17 protein-coding genes are annotated in these 17,671 nt (G+C 70.5%); 11 read left to right on the top strand and 6 right to left on the bottom strand.

Annotated elements, in window-relative coordinates; genetic code table 11:
- The first annotated feature begins 104 nt into the window (after nucleotides 1-104).
- The 7 genes from CRT23_RS12540 (at nucleotide 105) to CRT23_RS29600 (ending at nucleotide 7,077) form a co-directional block, all read left to right on the top strand.
- Nucleotides 105-1,352 (top strand): Hsp70 family protein, encoded by a 1,248-nt coding sequence (locus CRT23_RS12540; RefSeq protein WP_055950348.1) that lies wholly within the window; start codon nucleotides 105-107, stop codon nucleotides 1,350-1,352.
- A 91-nt stretch (nucleotides 1,353-1,443) separates the two neighbouring features.
- Entirely contained in the window at nucleotides 1,444-2,946 is a 1,503-nt protein-coding gene (locus CRT23_RS12535) for an RluA family pseudouridine synthase (protein WP_103709968.1), read from the top strand.
- Between the two features lie 152 nt (nucleotides 2,947-3,098).
- Nucleotides 3,099-3,605: a hypothetical protein gene (locus tag CRT23_RS12530; RefSeq protein WP_103709967.1), complete on the top strand. Its 507-nt coding sequence runs from the start codon at nucleotides 3,099-3,101 to the stop codon at nucleotides 3,603-3,605.
- Nucleotides 3,606-3,636: 31 nt separating this feature from the next.
- Nucleotides 3,637-4,314 (top strand): HAD-IA family hydrolase, encoded by a 678-nt coding sequence (locus CRT23_RS12525; protein WP_245436169.1) that lies wholly within the window; start codon nucleotides 3,637-3,639, stop codon nucleotides 4,312-4,314.
- 92 nt (nucleotides 4,315-4,406) lie between these two features.
- A complete protein-coding gene (locus tag CRT23_RS12520; protein ID WP_103709965.1) occupies nucleotides 4,407-5,201 on the top strand; it encodes an ATP12 family protein in 795 nt (264 codons plus the stop codon).
- A 104-nt stretch (nucleotides 5,202-5,305) separates the two neighbouring features.
- Nucleotides 5,306-6,838, top strand: coding sequence for an acyl-CoA carboxylase subunit beta (locus CRT23_RS12515; RefSeq protein WP_055950365.1), 1,533 nt, complete (start codon nucleotides 5,306-5,308; stop codon nucleotides 6,836-6,838).
- 110 nt (nucleotides 6,839-6,948) lie between these two features.
- The gene (locus CRT23_RS29600; protein ID WP_277996193.1) at nucleotides 6,949-7,077 is read left to right on the top strand and encodes a hypothetical protein; all 129 of its coding nucleotides are present in this window, start codon (nucleotides 6,949-6,951) and stop codon (nucleotides 7,075-7,077) included.
- 55 nt (nucleotides 7,078-7,132) lie between these two features.
- Here CRT23_RS29600 and CRT23_RS12505 read toward each other — a convergent pair whose 3' ends face one another.
- The 3 genes from CRT23_RS12505 to CRT23_RS12495 form a co-directional block, all read right to left on the bottom strand.
- A complete protein-coding gene (locus CRT23_RS12505; RefSeq protein WP_103709963.1) occupies nucleotides 7,133-8,086 on the bottom strand; it encodes a metallophosphoesterase in 954 nt (317 codons plus the stop codon).
- A 167-nt stretch (nucleotides 8,087-8,253) separates the two neighbouring features.
- Nucleotides 8,254-8,469: a hypothetical protein gene (locus tag CRT23_RS12500; protein WP_103709962.1), complete on the bottom strand. Its 216-nt coding sequence runs from the start codon at nucleotides 8,467-8,469 to the stop codon at nucleotides 8,254-8,256.
- A 289-nt stretch (nucleotides 8,470-8,758) separates the two neighbouring features.
- Complete coding sequence (locus tag CRT23_RS12495; protein ID WP_103709961.1) at nucleotides 8,759-10,156, bottom strand: aminotransferase; 1,398 nt, start codon at nucleotides 10,154-10,156, stop codon at nucleotides 8,759-8,761.
- Between the two features lie 102 nt (nucleotides 10,157-10,258).
- On the opposite strand from CRT23_RS12495, the gene CRT23_RS12490 reads away from it, so the two are divergent.
- Together CRT23_RS12490 and CRT23_RS12485 are read left to right on the top strand one after the other, a co-directional pair.
- The gene (locus tag CRT23_RS12490) at nucleotides 10,259-10,798 is read left to right on the top strand and encodes a hypothetical protein (RefSeq protein WP_103709960.1); all 540 of its coding nucleotides are present in this window, start codon (nucleotides 10,259-10,261) and stop codon (nucleotides 10,796-10,798) included.
- Nucleotides 10,788-11,516, top strand: coding sequence for an HAD-IA family hydrolase (locus CRT23_RS12485; RefSeq protein WP_103709959.1), 729 nt, complete (start codon nucleotides 10,788-10,790; stop codon nucleotides 11,514-11,516). Before CRT23_RS12490 ends, CRT23_RS12485 begins: the two co-directional genes overlap by 11 nt.
- 76 nt (nucleotides 11,517-11,592) lie before the next feature.
- Here the strand turns inward: CRT23_RS12485 and CRT23_RS12480 are convergent, their stop codons facing one another.
- A complete protein-coding gene (locus tag CRT23_RS12480) occupies nucleotides 11,593-12,096 on the bottom strand; it encodes a MarR family transcriptional regulator (RefSeq protein ID WP_103709958.1) in 504 nt (167 codons plus the stop codon).
- Between the two features lie 140 nt (nucleotides 12,097-12,236).
- On the opposite strand from CRT23_RS12480, the gene CRT23_RS12475 reads away from it, so the two are divergent.
- Nucleotides 12,237-13,016 (top strand): DUF1499 domain-containing protein, encoded by a 780-nt coding sequence (locus CRT23_RS12475; protein WP_103709957.1) that lies wholly within the window; start codon nucleotides 12,237-12,239, stop codon nucleotides 13,014-13,016.
- Nucleotides 13,017-13,023: 7 nt separating this feature from the next.
- Here CRT23_RS12475 and CRT23_RS12470 read toward each other — a convergent pair whose 3' ends face one another.
- Together CRT23_RS12470 and CRT23_RS12465 are read right to left on the bottom strand one after the other, a co-directional pair.
- Complete coding sequence (locus tag CRT23_RS12470) at nucleotides 13,024-13,941, bottom strand: MBL fold metallo-hydrolase (protein WP_055950389.1); 918 nt, start codon at nucleotides 13,939-13,941, stop codon at nucleotides 13,024-13,026.
- 175 nt (nucleotides 13,942-14,116) lie between these two features.
- Nucleotides 14,117-15,139, bottom strand: a complete 1,023-nt coding sequence (locus tag CRT23_RS12465) for a DUF2865 domain-containing protein (RefSeq protein WP_181017337.1) — start codon at nucleotides 15,137-15,139, stop codon at nucleotides 14,117-14,119.
- Nucleotides 15,140-15,939: 800 nt separating this feature from the next.
- Between CRT23_RS12465 and CRT23_RS12460 the strand changes: the two genes are divergently transcribed.
- Nucleotides 15,940-17,637 carry a PAS domain-containing methyl-accepting chemotaxis protein gene (locus tag CRT23_RS12460; RefSeq protein WP_103709955.1) on the top strand — a complete coding sequence of 566 codons (1,698 nt, stop codon included), beginning with the start codon at nucleotides 15,940-15,942 and terminating at the stop codon, nucleotides 17,635-17,637.
- Nucleotides 17,638-17,671: the final 34 nt, after the last annotated feature.

The following is a 17,671-nucleotide window of genomic DNA, read 5'->3' as shown; positions in this document are numbered from 1 at the left end:
GCCCCGGCCCGGGGCTCCGCGCGTGCAGGATGGTGGACCGGAAGCGGGTCAGCCTGTAGGCCGACGGCCCCTTACCCCAGCGGACCTGATGTCCGGAGATCCTCATGGCGGCCTGCGGCCTCGATTTCGGCACCTCGAACACCACCCTTGGCCTCGTCACCGGACAGCGCCCGCAGCTCGTGCCCCTGGAGGGGCGCCACGTCACGATCCCCAGCGCGATCTTCTTCCCACCGGGGCAGGCGCCCTTCGTCGGTCGCGCCGCCATGGCCGAGTACCTCGAGGGCACGCCGGGCCGGTTGATGCGGAGCCTCAAGTCGGTGCTGGGCTCGTCCCTCCTGGAGGAGACGACCCCGGTCGGGCGCGAGCGCATCAAGTTCCGCGACGTCATCGCGCGCTACCTCGCAGCCGTGAAGACGCGGGCGGAGGCTGAGGCGGGCCGCGCCCTCGACACGGTCGTCCACGGCCGGCCGGTTCACTTCGTCGACGGCGATCCGGAGGGCGATGCCCGCGCCGAGGACGCCCTTCGCGCGATCGCCACCGGCATCGGCTTCCGCCACGTCTCGTTCCAGTTCGAGCCGATCGCGGCCGCCCTCGATTACGAGCAGCAGGTCCGCGCGGAGGAGATCGCCCTCATCGCGGATATCGGCGGTGGCACGTCGGACTTCTCCATCGTGCGCCTCTCGCCGGAGCGTCATGCGCGGCCCGATCGCAGCGGCGATATCCTGGCCAACGATGGGGTGCGCATCGGCGGGACCGACTTCGACCGCCGGCTGAGCCTCGGCACGGTGATGCCGCTGCTCGGCCTCGGCAGCCCGATGACGCGGGGCGATATCGATGTCCCCACGGGCTATTTCCACGACCTCGCCACCTGGTCGAGCATCAACCGGCTCTACAATGCCAAGACCCTGCGCGAGATCGAGGAGGTTCGCCGCGATGCGCAGCGTCCCGACCTGCTGGCGCGGCTGCACACCGTCGTCGAAGCCGAGCGCGGGCATTCCCTGGCGATGGAGGTGGAAGGCGCCAAGATCGCCACCTCGGAAGCCGGCCAGGGCCGGATCGACCTGGACTGGGTCGAGGCGGGCCTCGAGGCCGAGATCGACCGGCAGGGCCTCATGGTCCAGACGGACGCGCTCGCGCGACGGATCGCCGAGCGGATCGAAAGGTGCCTCGCGCAGGCCGGCCTGACGGCCGACCGGATCGATGCCCTGTTCCTCACCGGGGGCTCCACCGGCCTGCCGCATGTCCGCGCCGCCCTGACCGCCGGCGTCCCGAACGCCCGGGTGGTCGATGGCGACACCTTCGGCTCCGTGGGCACCGGGCTGACCCTCGAAGCGGCGCGACGCGCAGCCTGACGCCGCCGGGAAGGCCCGAAACATCGGCGCGAACGGGCGACACGCGCCGTGCGCCCTTTGTGGTGGCGCCGTCGGGTGTTACGAGCACGCCATGACCACACGACCACCTTCACGCGGCGGCTCCGGGCGCAAGGGAGCCGGCAAAGGCCCGGGCGCCGGCAAAGGTACCGGCCCGGGCGCCGGCACCGGACGCGGCGCTGCTCCCGGCCGCCCCGGCCGGCCCGGCAAGCCGGGCGCCTTCAAGCGGCCGGACCGCGAGCGCACGGGGCCGCGCACCAGCGCCCTCGATGCCGCCCAGCGGGCAGCGCAGGCCCGCGGAGATGGCGCGGCCAAGCATGCGCCCTGGCGCCCCGGTCAGGAGGCCCGGGACCGCGAGACCGGGTCCCCTGACGGCTTTGAACGTAACGGCTTCGCGCAGGACCACTTCGAGAAACCCGACGAAGCCCCCCGGTGTGCGCCGCGCACCCGCGCCGAGCGGCCGGCACCGGCCGGTGGCGCGCCGGCGCGTCGCCCGGGCGCGGCCTCGCGCGCGACCACGCCGGTGCCGGAGGGACCGACCCGGCGCGAGCAGCGCGCGGCCGCCTCCGCCACCCTGGCCTCCGGCGTCCAGACCCTCACGGTGGAGGAGGACGAGGCCGGGATGCGGATCGACCGCTTCCTCACCACGCGTTTTCCCCAGCTTCCCTTCACCCGCGTCCAGAGCATCGTGCGCAAGGGCGAACTCCGGGTCGACGGCAAGCGTGCCAAGCCCAACGATCGGCTCGAGCCGGGCATGAGCGTGCGCGTGCCGCCGCTCAAGCTCGAGGCCCAGGGCGAGCGCCCCCGCTCGGCCGCGAAGGACGCCACCGACGCCGACTTCATCCGCTCGCTCATCCTCTACGAGGATGCCGAGATGATGATCCTGAACAAGCCCTTCGGCCTCGCGGTGCAGGGCGGCTCCGGCACCGTGCGCCACGTGGACGGTCTCCTGGAGGCACTGACGGGCAAGGACGGCCAGAAGCCGCGCCTCGTACACCGCCTCGACAAGGACACGGCGGGCTGCCTCATCGTGGCCAAGACGCGGCTGGCCGCCGCGACGCTGGCCAAGAGCTTCCGGTCGCGCTCGGCCCGCAAGGTCTACTGGGCCCTGACCGCCGGCGTGCCGCGGGTGGCGCAGGGCCGGATCTCGACCTACCTCGCCAAGGAGGAGCCCACGGACGCGGATGCGCGCATGCGGGTCGCCAAGCACGGCGACGAGGGCGCCGCCCACGCCCTGACGTATTACGCCATGGTCGACAACGCGGCGCAGAAGCTGTCCTGGCTCTCCCTGAAGCCGGTGACCGGGCGCACCCACCAGTTGCGCGCCCACGCCGCCCATATCGGGCACCCCATCGTGGGCGACCCGAAATACTTCAGCATCGAGAACTGGGAGCTGCCCGGCGGCATTCAGAACCGGTTGCACCTGCTCGCCCGCAGAATCGTGATCCCGCACCCGCGCACGGGCCAGCCCGTGGACGTCACGGCCCCGCTTCCGCCGCATATGGCGCAGAGCTGGAACCTGCTCGGGTTCGACGCGTCCCGCTACGATCCCATCGTGGAGGCGCCGGAAGCCTGAGGCCCGCGCCCACCTCCGGGAGGTGCGGCACCTCGCCAGAGGACGAGGGGGAGGGCGGCCACGGTTGCACCTTGGCAAGCGCCCGCCATACCTTATCCTCCTGATCCATCCCGGCGGGCGCGTTGCCACCGGCCAAGGACCGTCGCGCCACGATGCATCGAGACACGATCCTGACGCCGGCGATCGGCTTCGCCCTCCTGGCACTCACGGCGATCGGCGCTGGCAGCACGCTCAGCACCGCCGCGACCGCACAGGCCACGCCGCCCGCCCAGACCAAGGCGCCTCCGTCGGTCCAGGCGCCGGCATCGCCCCCGCCGCAGGCGACGCCGCCGAGTTCGGGACCGCAGCCGCCCTCGGCGGCCGCCGCCCAGCCCCAAGGGTCGGGCGCGCAGGGCCAGGGGTCGGGCGCCCAGCCTCAAGGGTCGGGCGCGCAGGGACAGGGCTCGCGGCCAGCGGGCGCCAGCCAGGCCGTGGGGACGGCCGGTGGCCGTGGCGCGGCGCAGGTCGGCCGGCCCCGGCGGCGATCCTATGCAGCCTGCAACCGCATCTCGCACACGCGCGGTCTGCGCGGCGGGGCCCGGCGTCGGTTCCTCGTCCGGTGCAAGCTCGGCTATGATCGCCCCCGAAACGGTCAGCCCCAGAGCACCCGACAGCCGTGAGGAAGGCCGCTCACAGCACGAGTCCGAACCCGTGAAGCTCATCGTCTTCGACGTCGACGGAACCCTCGTCGACAGCCAGCACCTCATCGTGGCCGCGCAGGGCGTGGCCTTCGCCGAGCATGGCCTGACGGCGCCGAGCCGGATGGAATCGCTCTCGGTGGTCGGCCTGTCGCTGCCGCAGGCCTTCCGCCGCCTGGTCGGGGACGACGGCCCGATCGAGGGCCTGTCCGAGAGCTACAAGCGCGCCTTCAACATCCTGCGCCTCGACCCGAGCTTCGAGGAGCCGCTGTTTCCCGGCATGGAAGCGCTGCTCACGCGCCTGCATGCGCGCGACGACGTGCAACTCGGGATCGCCACCGGCAAGGCGCGGCGCGGGGTCGATCGCCTGATCGAGACCCACGGCTGGGGGGGCTGGTTCGCCACGACCCAGAGCGCCGACGACGCGCCCTCCAAGCCCGATCCGGCCATGCTGCTCCAGGCGATGGCGGAGACCGGCATCGCGCCGGACGCCACCGTGATGATCGGCGACACCACCTACGACATGACGATGGCGATCAATGCCGGGGCCGCTGCCGTGGGCGTGGCCTGGGGCTACCATCCCGTCGGTGCGCTGTTCGGTGCCGGCGCCTCCATCGTCGTCGACACCGCAGAGGATCTCGGGGCCCTCTTCTCCGGCGATCCGCAGGCCGGGGCGGCGATTCGGGCCTGACCGGGCGCGAGACCCAAGGCGCAAGACGCGAGACGGAAGCGGAGAGGCGAGGCGTCTCGCAGCCCGCGCCGCGATGCCCTATCTGCAGGACCATGAGCGACGCTTCCAAACCCGATTGGCTCGGTGCGCCCGAGCCCCCCGCCCAGCCCGATCCGACCCGCGCGGCGCGCGGCCCGGGCAAGCCCGCCTTGCCCCAGCGGTTCTACGCGGAGGCCGGCCTCGCCCCGCATGGCGACGGCTTCCGGCTGACCCTCGACGGACGCCCGGCGAACACGCCGGCGCGCAATCCCCTCGCCCTGCCGACGCGCGCCCTCGCGGAGGCCGTGGCCGCCGAGTGGGCGGCGCAGGTCGCGGTCATCGACCCCGCCACCATGCCCCTGACGCGGCTCGGCAACACCGCCATCGACGGGGTCGCGCCGCGCCGCGAGGCGGTCATCGACGACCTCTCGGCCTACGCGGGCACCGACCTGCTGGCGTATCGCGCCGGCGATCCCGAGCGCCTCGTGCGCGCCCAGGCCGAGGCCTGGGACCCGATCCTCGACTGGGCGCACCGGGATCTCGGCGCGCGCTTCATCCTGGGCGAGGGCGTGATGCACGTCACCCAGCCGGACACCACCGTGGCGGCCCTGCGCCGGGCGATCGAAGAGACCGAAGGTCCTTTCCGGCTGGCCGCCCTCCACACGCTGACCACCCTGAGCGGATCGCTCGTCCTCGCCCTCGCGGTGTTGCGGGGTCAGGTCGGTCCGACCGACGCCTGGACGGCGGCCCATGTCGACGAGGCGTATCAGGCGAGCGTCTGGGGCCGTGACGCGGAAGCCGAGGCGCGCCACGCCGTTCGGCAAGCCGAGTTCGAGGCCGCGGCCCAGTTGGCACAATTGAGCCGTTAAATCGATTTTCGCGGAAAGCGCCGCGTGCTAAGGCCGGTTCAAATCGCGACCGCCAAGGTTCGTGCGGAACGCGACGGGATCTCTCCAACCAGGGCTGGGCGCGCATGAAGGACATTCTCGAGAAGCTGGAAGAGCGGCGCGCCCAGGCCCGCCTCGGCGGCGGCGAGAACCGCGTCGTGGCCCAGCACAAGCGCGGCAAGCTGACCGCGCGCGAGCGCATCGAGCTCCTCCTCGACCACGGGTCGTTCGAGGAGTTCGACATGTTCGTGCAGCACCGCTCCACCGATTTCGGCATGGAGAAGCAGAAGATCCCCGGCGACGGCGTGGTCACGGGCTGGGGCACCATCAACGGCCGCACCGTCTTCCTGTTCTCCAAGGACTTCACGGTGTTCGGCGGCTCCCTGTCCGAGGCGCACGCGGCCAAGATCGTCAAGGTCCAGGACATGGCGCTGAAGATGCGCGCGCCGATCATCGGCATCTTCGATGCCGGCGGCGCCCGTATCCAGGAGGGTGTCGCGGCGCTCGGCGGTTACGGCGAGGTCTTCCGCCGCAACGTCGCCGCGTCGGGCGTCATCCCGCAGATCTCGGTCATCATGGGCCCCTGTGCGGGCGGCGACGTCTATTCGCCGGCCATGACCGACTTCATCTTCATGGTGCGCGACACGAGCTACATGTTCGTGACTGGCCCCGACGTGGTGAAGACGGTCACCAACGAAGTCGTGACCGCGGAAGAACTCGGCGGTGCCAAGGTGCACACGACCAAGTCCTCCATCGCCGACGGCTCGTTCGAGAACGACGTCGAGGCCCTGCTGCAGGTCCGCCGCCTGGTCGACTTCCTGCCCGCCAACAACATCGACGGCGTGCCGGAGATCGAGAGCTTCGACGATCCGCTGCGCCTCGACCTGAGCCTCGACACGCTGATCCCGGACAACCCGAACAAGCCCTACGACATGGGCGAGCTGATCCGGCGCGTGGCCGACGAGGGCGACGTCTTCGAGATCCAGGCGACCTACGCCCGCAACATCATGACGGGCTTCGGACGCATCGAAGGCCGGACCGTCGGCTTCGTGGCCAACCAGCCGATGGTTCTGGCCGGCGTGCTCGATTCGGACGCCTCCCGCAAGGCGGCCCGCTTCGTGCGCTTCTGCGACGCGTTCTCGATCCCGATCGTCACCTTCGTGGACGTGCCGGGCTTCCTGCCGGGCACCGCGCAGGAATACGGCGGCCTGATCAAGCACGGCGCCAAGCTGCTCTTCGCCTACTCCCAGGCCACCGTGCCCCTGGTGACCATCATCACCCGCAAGGCCTTCGGCGGGGCCTACGACGTGATGGCGTCCAAGCACGTGGGTGCCGACCTCAACTACGCCTGGCCGACCGCGCAGATCGCCGTGATGGGGGCCAAGGGCGCCGTGGAGATCATCTTCCGCAGCGAGATCGGCGATGCGCAGAAGATCGCCGAGCGCACCAGCGAGTACGAGGACCGCTTCCTCTCGCCGTTCGTGGCCGCCGAGCGGGGCTACATCGACGAGGTGATCATGCCGCACTCGACCCGCAAGCGCATCGCCCGCGCCCTCAGCATGCTGCGCACCAAGGAGATGGAGCAGCCCTGGAAGAAGCACGACAACATCCCGCTCTGAGGGTGGGGACCGGCCCGGTGTCCGACCGGGCCGGCGTCGCGAAACATTCCGGTGGCCTATTCCCGGAACGGTGCCATGATCCCGCACCCACAACCGGGAGGAGACAGGTCATGGCGACTGAACAGAAGCGTGGAAGTCGCGAGGCGAAGAAGCCCAAGAAGCCGGTGACGAAGACGATCGCGGCGGCGCCCTCGACCAAGGGGACGGTGGTGGCCGCGCCGAAAGCCGGCAAGAAGTAGGCCCGCAGGGCACCGGTGCGGGTCAAGCCCGCGCCGGGTTGCGGCCGAGGACCCTTCAGCCCTGGGCGTGCCCGGTTCCCTGGACGGTCTTGCCCGCCGGATCGGACGCGCCGCCGAGGTTCAGCAGGACGATCTCCGGCGGTACCCCCAGGCGCACCGGGATGCGGCTGACGCCGAACCCGCCCGAGACGATCATCTGGCGGCCTTTCCGGACCACGTGGCCGTAGGCGAAATCGTTGTTGCCGTGGATCGCCGCAATGGCCGGCGAGTAGCCGAACAGGCGAACCTGGCCGCCATGGGTATGGCCCGCGAGGGTCAGGGATACGCGGTCCGGCACGTCGAGGAACAGGTCCGGCTCGTGGATCATCAGGAGCACGGGCGCGGAATCGGTCACCTTCGCGAGCGTACCCGGCAAGTCGTCGCGCCCACCCGCGTCATCGTCCACGAGGAACGGGATCTGGTCGCCGACGCCCGCGATCCAGAACGGCTTGCCGTCCTTCACGAGACGCAGGGCGTCGTTCTCCATGACGGGAATCCCGACCCCCTCCAGGGCCCGCTGCGCTTCCACGGGTCCGTCGCGGCGCGCCTGCGCCTGCTTGTCGTCCCACCAATCATGGTTGCCGAGGATCGAGTAGACGCCGAGGGGGGCGCGGAGCCCCGACACCACCTGGGCGAAGTCCGTCAGCGGGACCTTCCGGTGGGTGACGTTCGGTCCGGCCGGGTAGTCCCCCAGCATCAGGATGAGATCGGGCTTCAGCGCATTGGTGGTGTCGACGATCTCGGCGATCCGGTCGAGGGGCATGAACGGCTCGCCGACATGGAAGTCGGCCAGCACGGCCACGCGCAGGGACAAGCCGGGGGTCCAGTTCGGAAGGACAGGCGCGTAGGGCGTGACGACGAGCCGGTAGAGCGGCTCGATGCCGAAGGCGTAGACGCCCGTCGACCCGACGACACCCGCACTCGCCCCGAGCCCGGTCAGGAACTGCCGGCGGCTCGGCAGGATCAGCATGGTCAGGCTCCTCGGTCGCGCGACGGGCGCGGTGCGTCCCTCTCGCCACAAAGGATGACGAAAGCGAGGAGCGTGCCGCAGGCGCGGTGACGGATAGGCCCGCGGCGTCGAGGAGGGAAGACCGCTGCGGTGGATTCGCGCCCGGCGACGCAACCCACCCCGGTCGGTCAGGAGAGGGGCGTGTCCTCGTGCTCGAAGCGCGCCGAGCGTGTGCCGCTCAGGAGCCCCGTCCGGGCCGACTTCTGCGCCGTGGACACGGCCTGCACGGCCGCCGCCAGGGCCGGAAGCGCGACGGGCCGGAACGTCTCGGCCTGATGATCGACGATGATGGTCGAGCGATCGGAGCGTCGAGCGGTGCCTGAAATCTGTTGGCGCGGATGCATATCACCAGTGTCCTGTTGTGCTCGACAGCTTCGGTCAGGGTCTCGTGCTGAATCCTGAGCCATGAACGTCTCGCGGGCACCCAATGGTTTGACCCGGACGCCTGTCGAGCGACGTAAAGACCATACAGCCGCGGCCGACCTGAATGAAAGCTTAAGGCGCTCACGATCCCTCGACCAAAGCGCAAATCAAGACGCTTACCGACCTCCGGAACACTTAAGCAGCGACAGTTTTGCGGCGCAAAAGACATCATGCACTGCGAAGAATACCTTCGCAGTGCCGTCTCGATGGTCACGCTTCGCGGAGCGGCGCGGCCTCGAGCTTCTGCTCGGCGATCCAGGCCGCAGTCCGGTCAAGGGCGCGCGTCAGGCGATCGAACAGGGTGTCGATCTCGGACGGTGCGATCACCAGGGGCGGGCAAACCGCGACGCGGTCCCCGGCGAGGAAACGCACGATCAGCCCCTCGGCCTGGGCGAAGGCGACCACCCGAGCCGCCACACCGGCCTTCGGCTCGTATTGCCGCCGGGACGCCTTGTCGGCCACGAGCTCGATGCCGCCGATGAGTCCGATCCCGCGCGCCTCACCCACGAGGGGATGATCGCCGAGGGCCGCCAGGCGCGCCTGGAACTGCGGCGCTTTCTCGGCGACCCCCTCGACGATGCGGTCGCGCTTGTAGATCGCGATGGTCTTGAGGGCGACGGCGCAGGCGACGGGGTGCCCCGAATAGGTGGTGCCGTGCCCGAAGGTCCCGAGCTTAGCGCTCTGCTGCACCATCAGGCGGTAGAGCGGCTCGTCGACGGAGATGCCGCCGAGCGGGAGGTAGCCTGAGGTCAGTGCCTTGGCGAAGGAGAGGCTGTGGGGCCGCATACCCATCGCCTCGGATCCGAACCAGGTGCCGAGCCGCCCGAATCCGCAGATCACCTCGTCGGCGATGAAGCGCACGTCGTGCCGGTCGAGCACGGCCTGGATCTTGGCGTAGTAGCCCGCGGGCGGGAGGATGGCACCGCCGGCACCGAGCACCGGCTCGGCCACGAAGGCTGCGACGGTCTCGGGGCCCTCGCGGAGGATCACCGCCTCCAGCTCGGCGGTGAGGCGGGTGGTGAAGGCCTCCTCGCTCTCCCCCTCCTGCCCGAAGCGGTAATGGTGCGGGCAGCCCACATGCAGGAATCCCGGCAGCGGCAGGTCCCAGTCGGCGTGGTTGGCGGGCAGGCCGGTCATCGAGGCGGTGGCCACCGTGACGCCGTGGTAGCCCTTGATGTGCGAGAGGATCTTCTTCTTGCGCGGTCGGCCGAGCGCATTGTTCATGTACCAGGTCAGCTTGACCTGGGTGTCGTTGGCCTCGGACCCCGACGAGGTGAAGAAGATCTTCGAGGTCGGCACCGGCATGAGCTCCTTCAGGGTCTCGGCCAGCTCGATCGCCGGGTCGTGACTGCGCCCCGAAAACAGGTGCGTGAAGGGCAGGCGCGACATCTGCTCGCTGGCCGCCTCCACCAGTTCCTCGTTGGAATAGCCGAGCGCCGTGCACCACAGCCCGGCCATGCCCTCGAGATAGGGTCGGCCGTCGCTGTCGTAGACCCAGACCCCGTGGCCACGCTCGATGACGAGCGGACCCGTCTCGCGAAAGGTCTCCAGGTTGGTGTAGGGATGGATCAGGGTTTCGACGTCGCGGGTCGCGAGGTTCGAGAGCATATTTTTGCCTGACGGTTGGCTGATGGCCGACATGGGTGCGAGACTGTAACGAGGGGCGCCCGCCGTAGAAACCCGCGCGTCGTCGCAACCGGACCCGAACCCATGCTCGACCCCGCAACCATCGTGGCCCACCCCGCCCCCGGCCGCGTCTGCGGAACCTGCACCCTCTGCTGCAAGGTCTACGACGTGCCGGCGGTGGAGTCCGTTGCCGGGCAATGGTGCCGGCACACCAAGCAGGGGCGGGGCTGCGCCATCCACGCGACCCGGCCCGATCATTGCCGTGCCTTCCACTGCCTCTGGATGACCGAAGCCTGGCTCGGCCCGGAATGGAAGCCCGAACGCGCCAAGATGGTGCTGAGCCTCGACCCGGTCTCGCGGCACATGAACGTGCAGGTGGATCCGGGCCAGCCGAATGCCTGGCGGCGCGAACCCTATTACGGCCAGCTCAAGCGCTGGGCCGTGTCGTCCCTGGCCCAGAAACGCCACGTCCTGGTCCATCTGAACAAGACCACCACCGTGGTGCTGCCCGACCGCGACGTGCCTCTCGGCGCCTTCGAGCCGGGGGACCGCATGGTGGCGCGCGAGCGCATGACCCCGCAGGGCGTGGTGATCGAGGTCGAGAAGGTCCGCGATGCGGCCTGAGACCCTGGGGACGACGATCCGCGGCATCCTGTTCGACAAGGACGGGACGCTGGTGGATTTCGACCGGACCTGGGGACCGGCCGCCTATTCGGTGATGTCCGCGCTGTCGGGGGGCGACCGGTCGCGGCTCGAGGCCCTCATGCGGGTGAGCCACTACGACGAGGTCGGCCAGCGCTTCGCGCCGACCTCGCCGCTCATCGCCGGCTCCTCGGCCGGCTACGGCCCCCTCTGGGCCGAGGTCCTGGACCGGCCCGCCGGCCCAGCGCTCTACGCCGAGATGGACGCGCTGTTCCGCGCGGCCGGCCTCGCGGCGCTCACGCCGATCGGGTCACCGTCGGACCTCGCCGCATGCCTCGTCGCCGGCGGCTTCGCCCTCGGGATCGCCACCAACGACGCCGAGGCCTCGGCGCGGGCTCAATGCGCCGCCCTCGGCCTCGCGTCGCACTGCGCCTTCGTGGTGGGCTATGATTCCGGTCATGGCGCCAAGCCGCAGCCCGGAATGGTCACCGCCTTCGCCGACTCCCTCGGATGGCCCGCGAACCGGATCGCCATGGTGGGGGATTCGCCCTACGACCTCATGGCCGCCCGCGCCGCCGGGGCGATCGCGATCGCGGTGCTGAGCGGCCCGCTGGGCCCCGCAGCCCGGGACGCGATCGCCCCCCTGGCCGACGTCATCCTCGACTCGGCGGCGGACCTGCCGGCGCTCCTCGGGCTCTAGCGGTTGTCCGGGATCAGCGGGAACCGGTTAGCCCGATACGACAAACGTCAAGACAGGGATCACCGGTCTGTCCGGCTCAGGGTGATCCTGACAGACCCTCGCCGGCTTCGCCCGTGACCGGCTGCGCCCGGGCCAGATCGCGCCACCGCAACACGAGGCGCTCGAAATCCGCGATGTCCTGCGCCGGCAACTGCCCGAGGGTGCGGGCCACATACGCCTTCTGCGCCACGATCCCCCGCGTGGCGAGGTCCGCTCCCGCGGCGGTGAGGTAGAGGGCGTGCGAGCGCCGGTCGCCCGGGATCGGACGACGCTCGACGAGGCCGGCTTCGACGAGACGATCGATCAGCCCGGAGACGTTGCCCTTGGTGACGTAGAGCCGCGCCGCGAGGTCCTGCTGCGTCATGCCCTCGCGCTCGGTGAGGGTCGAGAGGGCATCGAATTGCGGGATCGACAAGCCCAATCCACGCAATTCCCCGGCCATCGCCGCGGTCACCCGCCGGTTGAGGCGAATGAAGCGAAACCAGACCCGCAGAGGATCGGCAGCCTCGGCGGGCGTCGGAGTGGGTGGGGGCGCGGGCATCGTCGGGCGGCTATAGCAGAGACGGCGCCAGTCCCGGAAGCTTCGCGATGCACGGCCCGGGTGGCGCCGGGGAGCGCGGACCGGTAAAGCTCCCAACGCACGGCCCCGCGGATCTTCCGGACAGCGAATCTCGTCACAGCATGCGTCGTCTGCCCTACGAAGATCCGATCACCCGCGCCGGCCCGGTCTCGCGGACCGTTGCGGTGCTGGCGCTCCTCGTCAGCCTGTTCGCCCTCCTGCTGGTGCGCGATCCGCGCGCCGAGGCCGGCCCGGCCCTGGCGACCCTCGGCGCCGGTCTCGTGCTGGCGGTCGTCGCGGTGCTCCTCGCTCTCGTCGCCTTCGTGCGGGTCTGGCGCGAAGGTGCGCGGGGCCTCGGGGCGGCCCTGGCGGGCCTGTTCCTGGCGAGCCTCGTCCTCGCCTATCCGGCCTACGCCGCCCTGCGGGCCGTGAGGCTTCCGGCGATCGCGGACGTGACGACCGACACCGACAATCCCCCGGCCTTCTCGCGCTCCCGCACCGCATTCGCCGCCCGCGATGGCCGCTATCCGCCCGATCCGGGCCCCGCCGCCCGGACCGCCCAGCGCGCGGCCTATCCGCAGATCGCGCCGCTGACCCTCGACCTCGATGCCGACGAGGCCTTCGAGCTCGCGCGCAAGGCGGCCGTGAACCGCCGCTGGCAGATCGTCGAGGCGATCCGCCCAGGCGGCCGTGTCGGGAACGGCCGCATCGAGGCGGTGTCGCGCGGTCCCATCCTCAACCTTGCGGATGACGTCACCGTGCGGGTCCATCCGCGGGCGGACGGGGCCCGCATCGATGTCCGCTCGGCCTCGCGCCTCGGGACGCGGGATCTCGGCAGCAACGCCGACCGCATCCGGGCCTACCTGGACGAAGTCGCCAACCTCGCCATCGCGGTGAAGTGAACGGGCGTCAGGCCGGCCTGTAGCGGCTGTCGAGCCGAGGCGGGCCGTCGCTCCGCACCATCCCGCGTTCGACCAGATCCTCGAGGTGGGCGAAGACCGACAGGGCCGCCGCCCCGCGCAGGGCGGGGCTCAGGCCCTGGTAGATCGACGCGACGATGGCGCGGATGTCCCGGTCGCCCGCCTCCAGGCGGTGGCGGATCGCGCTCTCGCGCTGGCGGCGGTGGGTGGCGAGGCCCCGCACGAAGCGGCGCGGATCGCGGACCGGTCCGCCGTGACCCGGCCAGTAGATCGTCTCGTCGCGGTCGCGCAGGGCCTCGAGGGACGCCATGTAGGCGCGCATCGCGCCGTCGGGGGGCGCCACGATGGTGGTCGACCACGCCATGACGTGGTCGCCCGAGAACAGGGCCGCTTCCTCCTGCAGGGCGAAGGCGAGGTGGTTCATGGTATGGCCCGGGGTCTCCAGGGCCTCCAGGGTCCAGCCCGGCCCCGCGACGGTGTCGCCCGTGCGCAAGGCCCGGTCGGGGACATGGTCCCGGTCGGCGCTGGCATCGAGCGGGGCGATCTCGCCCGCGCCGAGGCTGCGCGCCGCCCGGTGCGGACCGCAGCCGAGGATCGGCGCTCCCGTGCGGGCCTGGAGCAGCCGGGCGCCCGGCGAGTGATCCCGGTGGGTATGGGTCACCAGGATGGCCGTCACGGGTGCCCCGGCGCAGGCCGCGACGAGCGCCGCGATGTGCGCCTCGTCCGCCGGACCGGGATCGATGATGGCGACGGCCTCGTCGCCGACGAGGTAGCTGCAGGTCCCGGTGGCCGTGAACGGTCCGCCGTTCGGTGCGATCCGCCGCCGGACCAGGGGCGAGAGCCGGACCGTCTCACCGCTCGGAGGCGGAGCCCGGTCGAAATCAGGATCGGACGGCGTCTCGCTCATCGGAGCTCCTGAGCGCGTGGGATCGAACCCGCCCTAAGCCATCGCCGGTGCAGGGACAACGCCCCGCAGGCGGCCGGCGGCCGCTTCTACAGGCGAAGGACGGCCGGCGGCCGCTTCTACAGGCGAAGGACGGCCTGCAGCCGCTTCCACAGACGAGGGACGGCCAACGGCCGCCTTAGTAGACGAAGGGCGAGGCCATCACGACCCGGGTCGGTGCCCGGGCTGGAACGAAGCGCGGCTCGACTTCGATCGGCGGCGGCACCGGCTCGAAGCCGGCGGAGGCCGCCACGCGGATGCGGGGCGCCCGATCTGCGCTGCGGACACCCTGGCGGAGGGCGCGGGCATCGGCCTCACGGCGGACCACGTCGACCTTGGCGTCGATGTCGCGCCGCGCCCGGCGCGACAGGCCGCGCGCCTGACGGAAGTCGACGACGGTGAAGCCGCCGGCGCGGAGCGGCGTCACGACGGCCGCACTCGCCTCGGTGGCGACGACGTCGCCGGCGCGCGCGGTCATGTCCTGGAGGATCGACAGCGGCGAGGCCACACCCTGGTCGGGCTGACAGCTGCAATGCTCCACGCGCTTCGTGCGATAGAGGTTGGCCACCGCAAGGCTGCGGTAGGGCTGTCCGTCGAGGCCGACGGCACGGTCGAGTTCGGTTTCTCCGCCTCCTAAGGTGAAGAGCCGCGTTGGGGTGTTCGGGCAGGCCGCCGCGCAGGCGGCCTCGTGGACCGGCAGGTCGGATCGGGCGCCGAGGCGTCCGAGGGGGAAGACGTAGCCGTCGCAGGATCGCACGCAGACGGTGCGGGCGCCCATCGCGGTGCGGGCCGGGCCGAAGGGACCCGCCGCCAACGGCCCGACCGCGGCCGGAGCCCGGGTGCGCCGGGCTCGGATCTGCCGGGTCGCCGTCGCCTCGACGACGGGGCGCGGAGTCTGGCGCAGGGGCCGCACGGCGCTCACCCGCCGGGCGTCGGGAAGGGACACGTAATGCCCGCGCCGGCGCGCCGGCAGCGATGCCGCCGGTGCCGGGGCCGGCTCGCGGAACAGCGTCTCGAGGAAGTTGAAGAGGCCCCCCTGTTCCGAGGCCTTGACCATCGTCGTCCCCGCCGTGACTCCACCGAGGCCCAGCAGGAGCCCAGCCAGCGCCGTCGCGACCATCTGCTCTCGCGTACCGGCCGGTGCGAGACGCTGCCACTTCATACCCGCCGGCTCCGATTCCGTCGCTCTGATCATCTAGGCCGCATCGCTCAGGGCGCGGCGTCCCCACGTACGCATCATCACGGACGGGGCGCAACGGCGGCAAACCACCGAGACGGGCACGCGCGGACGTTGCTTCGGCGCCCTGGACGGTCCGGGGCCCCGCGCGGCGGCCCTTTCCTTCGCCGCTGGCGGCCTGGACCCTCCGTGAGGGACGCAGCCAAACCCTGGAAACATAACTTATGATACGCGCCAATCGCCTTATGGATCCGCTGGGCCCGACCGCTTCCCTGGAAGTGAAACCCCACCACAGGACGGCACCGCCGACGGCAAGCCCGGTCTCGGGAAAGATGACGGCCCTGCGTTCATCGGCCGAGTCTTTCGACGCCTCCTCACCGCGATCGGTCCGGAGCCGCGGGAGGCGAACCCGACGGGCGAAGAGTACGAGCAATGCTTCGTGAAAGCCGACAATATGCTTTGTGCGTATTTCACGTATGATAATGACCTGAATTACAGATCTGCGGGTTGATCACAGGGAATTGACCCGTGCTTTAATTCAGACTTAAGCCTTGTGCGCTTCCATCGGCGAGCACCCGTGAGAGTGCCAGCGGCTTCTTGCGAGGCTGCAGCAGAAACAGGCCACAGGGGATGTCGAGCGTTCCGGATCGTCGAGTCGACAACACCGTTCCCCCGGGGAATCGCGCCGCGCTTCCTCACCGGTGGCAGGGCCCGTCTCACGGCCCCCACGGAGGGCGCGGAGCTGTCGGCATCGCAATGGACCGCATCGCAGCCGAGGATTGCCCATGACGTTCTTCAACAGCCGCACCGCGGCGAAGCTCGAGGCGCTCGACCGGTCCCAGGCCGTGATCGAGTTCCTTCCCGACGGCACGATCGTGGCCGCCAACGAGAATTTCCTGAAGACCGTGGGCTATGACCTCGCCGAGATCAAAGGCCAGCATCATCGCATCTTCGTCGATGGAACGGATCGGGACAGCCCGGCCTATAAAGCCTTCTGGGCCGCCCTGGCCGGGGGAGAATTCCAGCGTGCCGAGTACAGACGGATCGGCAAGGGCGGCCGCGAGATCTGGTTGCAGGCGACCTACAATCCCATCCGGGCTCGGGACGGCCGCGTCACCGGCGTGGTCAAATTCGCCACCGACATCACGGAGGAGAAGCGGCGAAGCGCCGATACGCTGAGCCAGATCGAAGCCATCGACCGGTCGCAGGGCGTGATCGAGTTCGACCTCGACGGAACGATCCTGCGTGCCAATCGCAATTTCCTGGATGTGGTAGGCTACAGCCTCGAAGAGGTGAGGGGGCAGCATCATCGCCTGTTCGTCGACGGCCCCGAGCGGGACAGCGCTGCCTACCGGGTCTTCTGGGAGGGATTGGCCAAGGGCGTCTTCCAGAGCGGCGAGTTTCGGCGCGTCGGCAAGGACGGCCGGGCGATCTGGCTGCAGGCCACCTACAACCCGATCCTCGACCCGGCCGGGCGGCCGATCAAGGTGGTCAAGTTCGCCACCGACATCACGGCCGAGAGGCTGCGGACGGCAGAGCTGCAGGGCCAGGTGGAAGCGATCGGCCGCTCGCAGGGCGTGATCCATTTCGACCTCGCCGGGCATGTCCTGGATGCGAACCCGAACTTCCTGGCCGTCCTGGGCTACGATCTCGCCCAGATCCGGGGGCAGCACCACCGCATGTTCGTCGAACCGAGCTATGGAGCCTCGGCGGAGTACGGCGCGTTCTGGACCGCCCTGCGCCGGGGCGAGTTCCAGAGCGGTATCTTCCAGCGCGTCGGTGCGGGGGGCCGCATCGTCTGGATCCAGGCCTCCTACAACCCGATCCTGGACATGAGCGGCACGCCGTTCAAGGTGGTCAAGTACGCCACCGATATCACGGCACGGATGCGCTCGCAGATCGAGGCGGCCAGCGCCTCGTCGCAGACCCTGGTCAACGTCCAGACGGTGGCCTCGGCCGCCGAGGAACTGAACGCCTCCATCGGCGAGATCGCCAGCAGCCTCGCCCGATCGCGCCAGGAGGTGGACGAGATGGACGAGCGCGCCCAGAAGGCCGATCGGTCGACGGGCCAGCTCGCCGACGCCGCCACGTCGATGAACGGGATCGTCCAACTGATTCAGGGTGTCGGAGGACAGATCAATCTCCTGGCCCTCAACGCCACGATCGAGGCGGCGCGGGCCGGCGAAGCGGGGCGCGGCTTCGCCGTGGTGGCCGGCGAGGTCAAAAACCTCTCCAACCAAGTCACGAACGCCACCGCACGCATCGCCGAGGACATCAAGACCATGCAGACGGTCTCCGGCGACGTCGTCGCCTCCCTGACGGCGATCGGACAGGCGATCGACGTGGTTCGCGGTTTCGTCACCGGCGTGGCGTCTGCGGTCGAGGAGCAGAGCGCCGTCACCCAGGAGATCTCCATGAGCATGCAGACCGCGGCCCACGGGGTGGCGCAGATCGATCGCAACCTGCAGGCCCTGGCATCCTGACGGCCGGCGCAGTCGAACGACGCGGCATCGCAGA

The organism is Methylobacterium sp. V23, from assembly GCF_002917135.1.
Classification (GTDB): domain Bacteria; phylum Pseudomonadota; class Alphaproteobacteria; order Rhizobiales; family Beijerinckiaceae; genus Methylobacterium.
The sequence above is the reverse complement of the archived record's forward strand: the minus strand, read 5'-3'. Positions and strand labels throughout refer to the sequence as shown.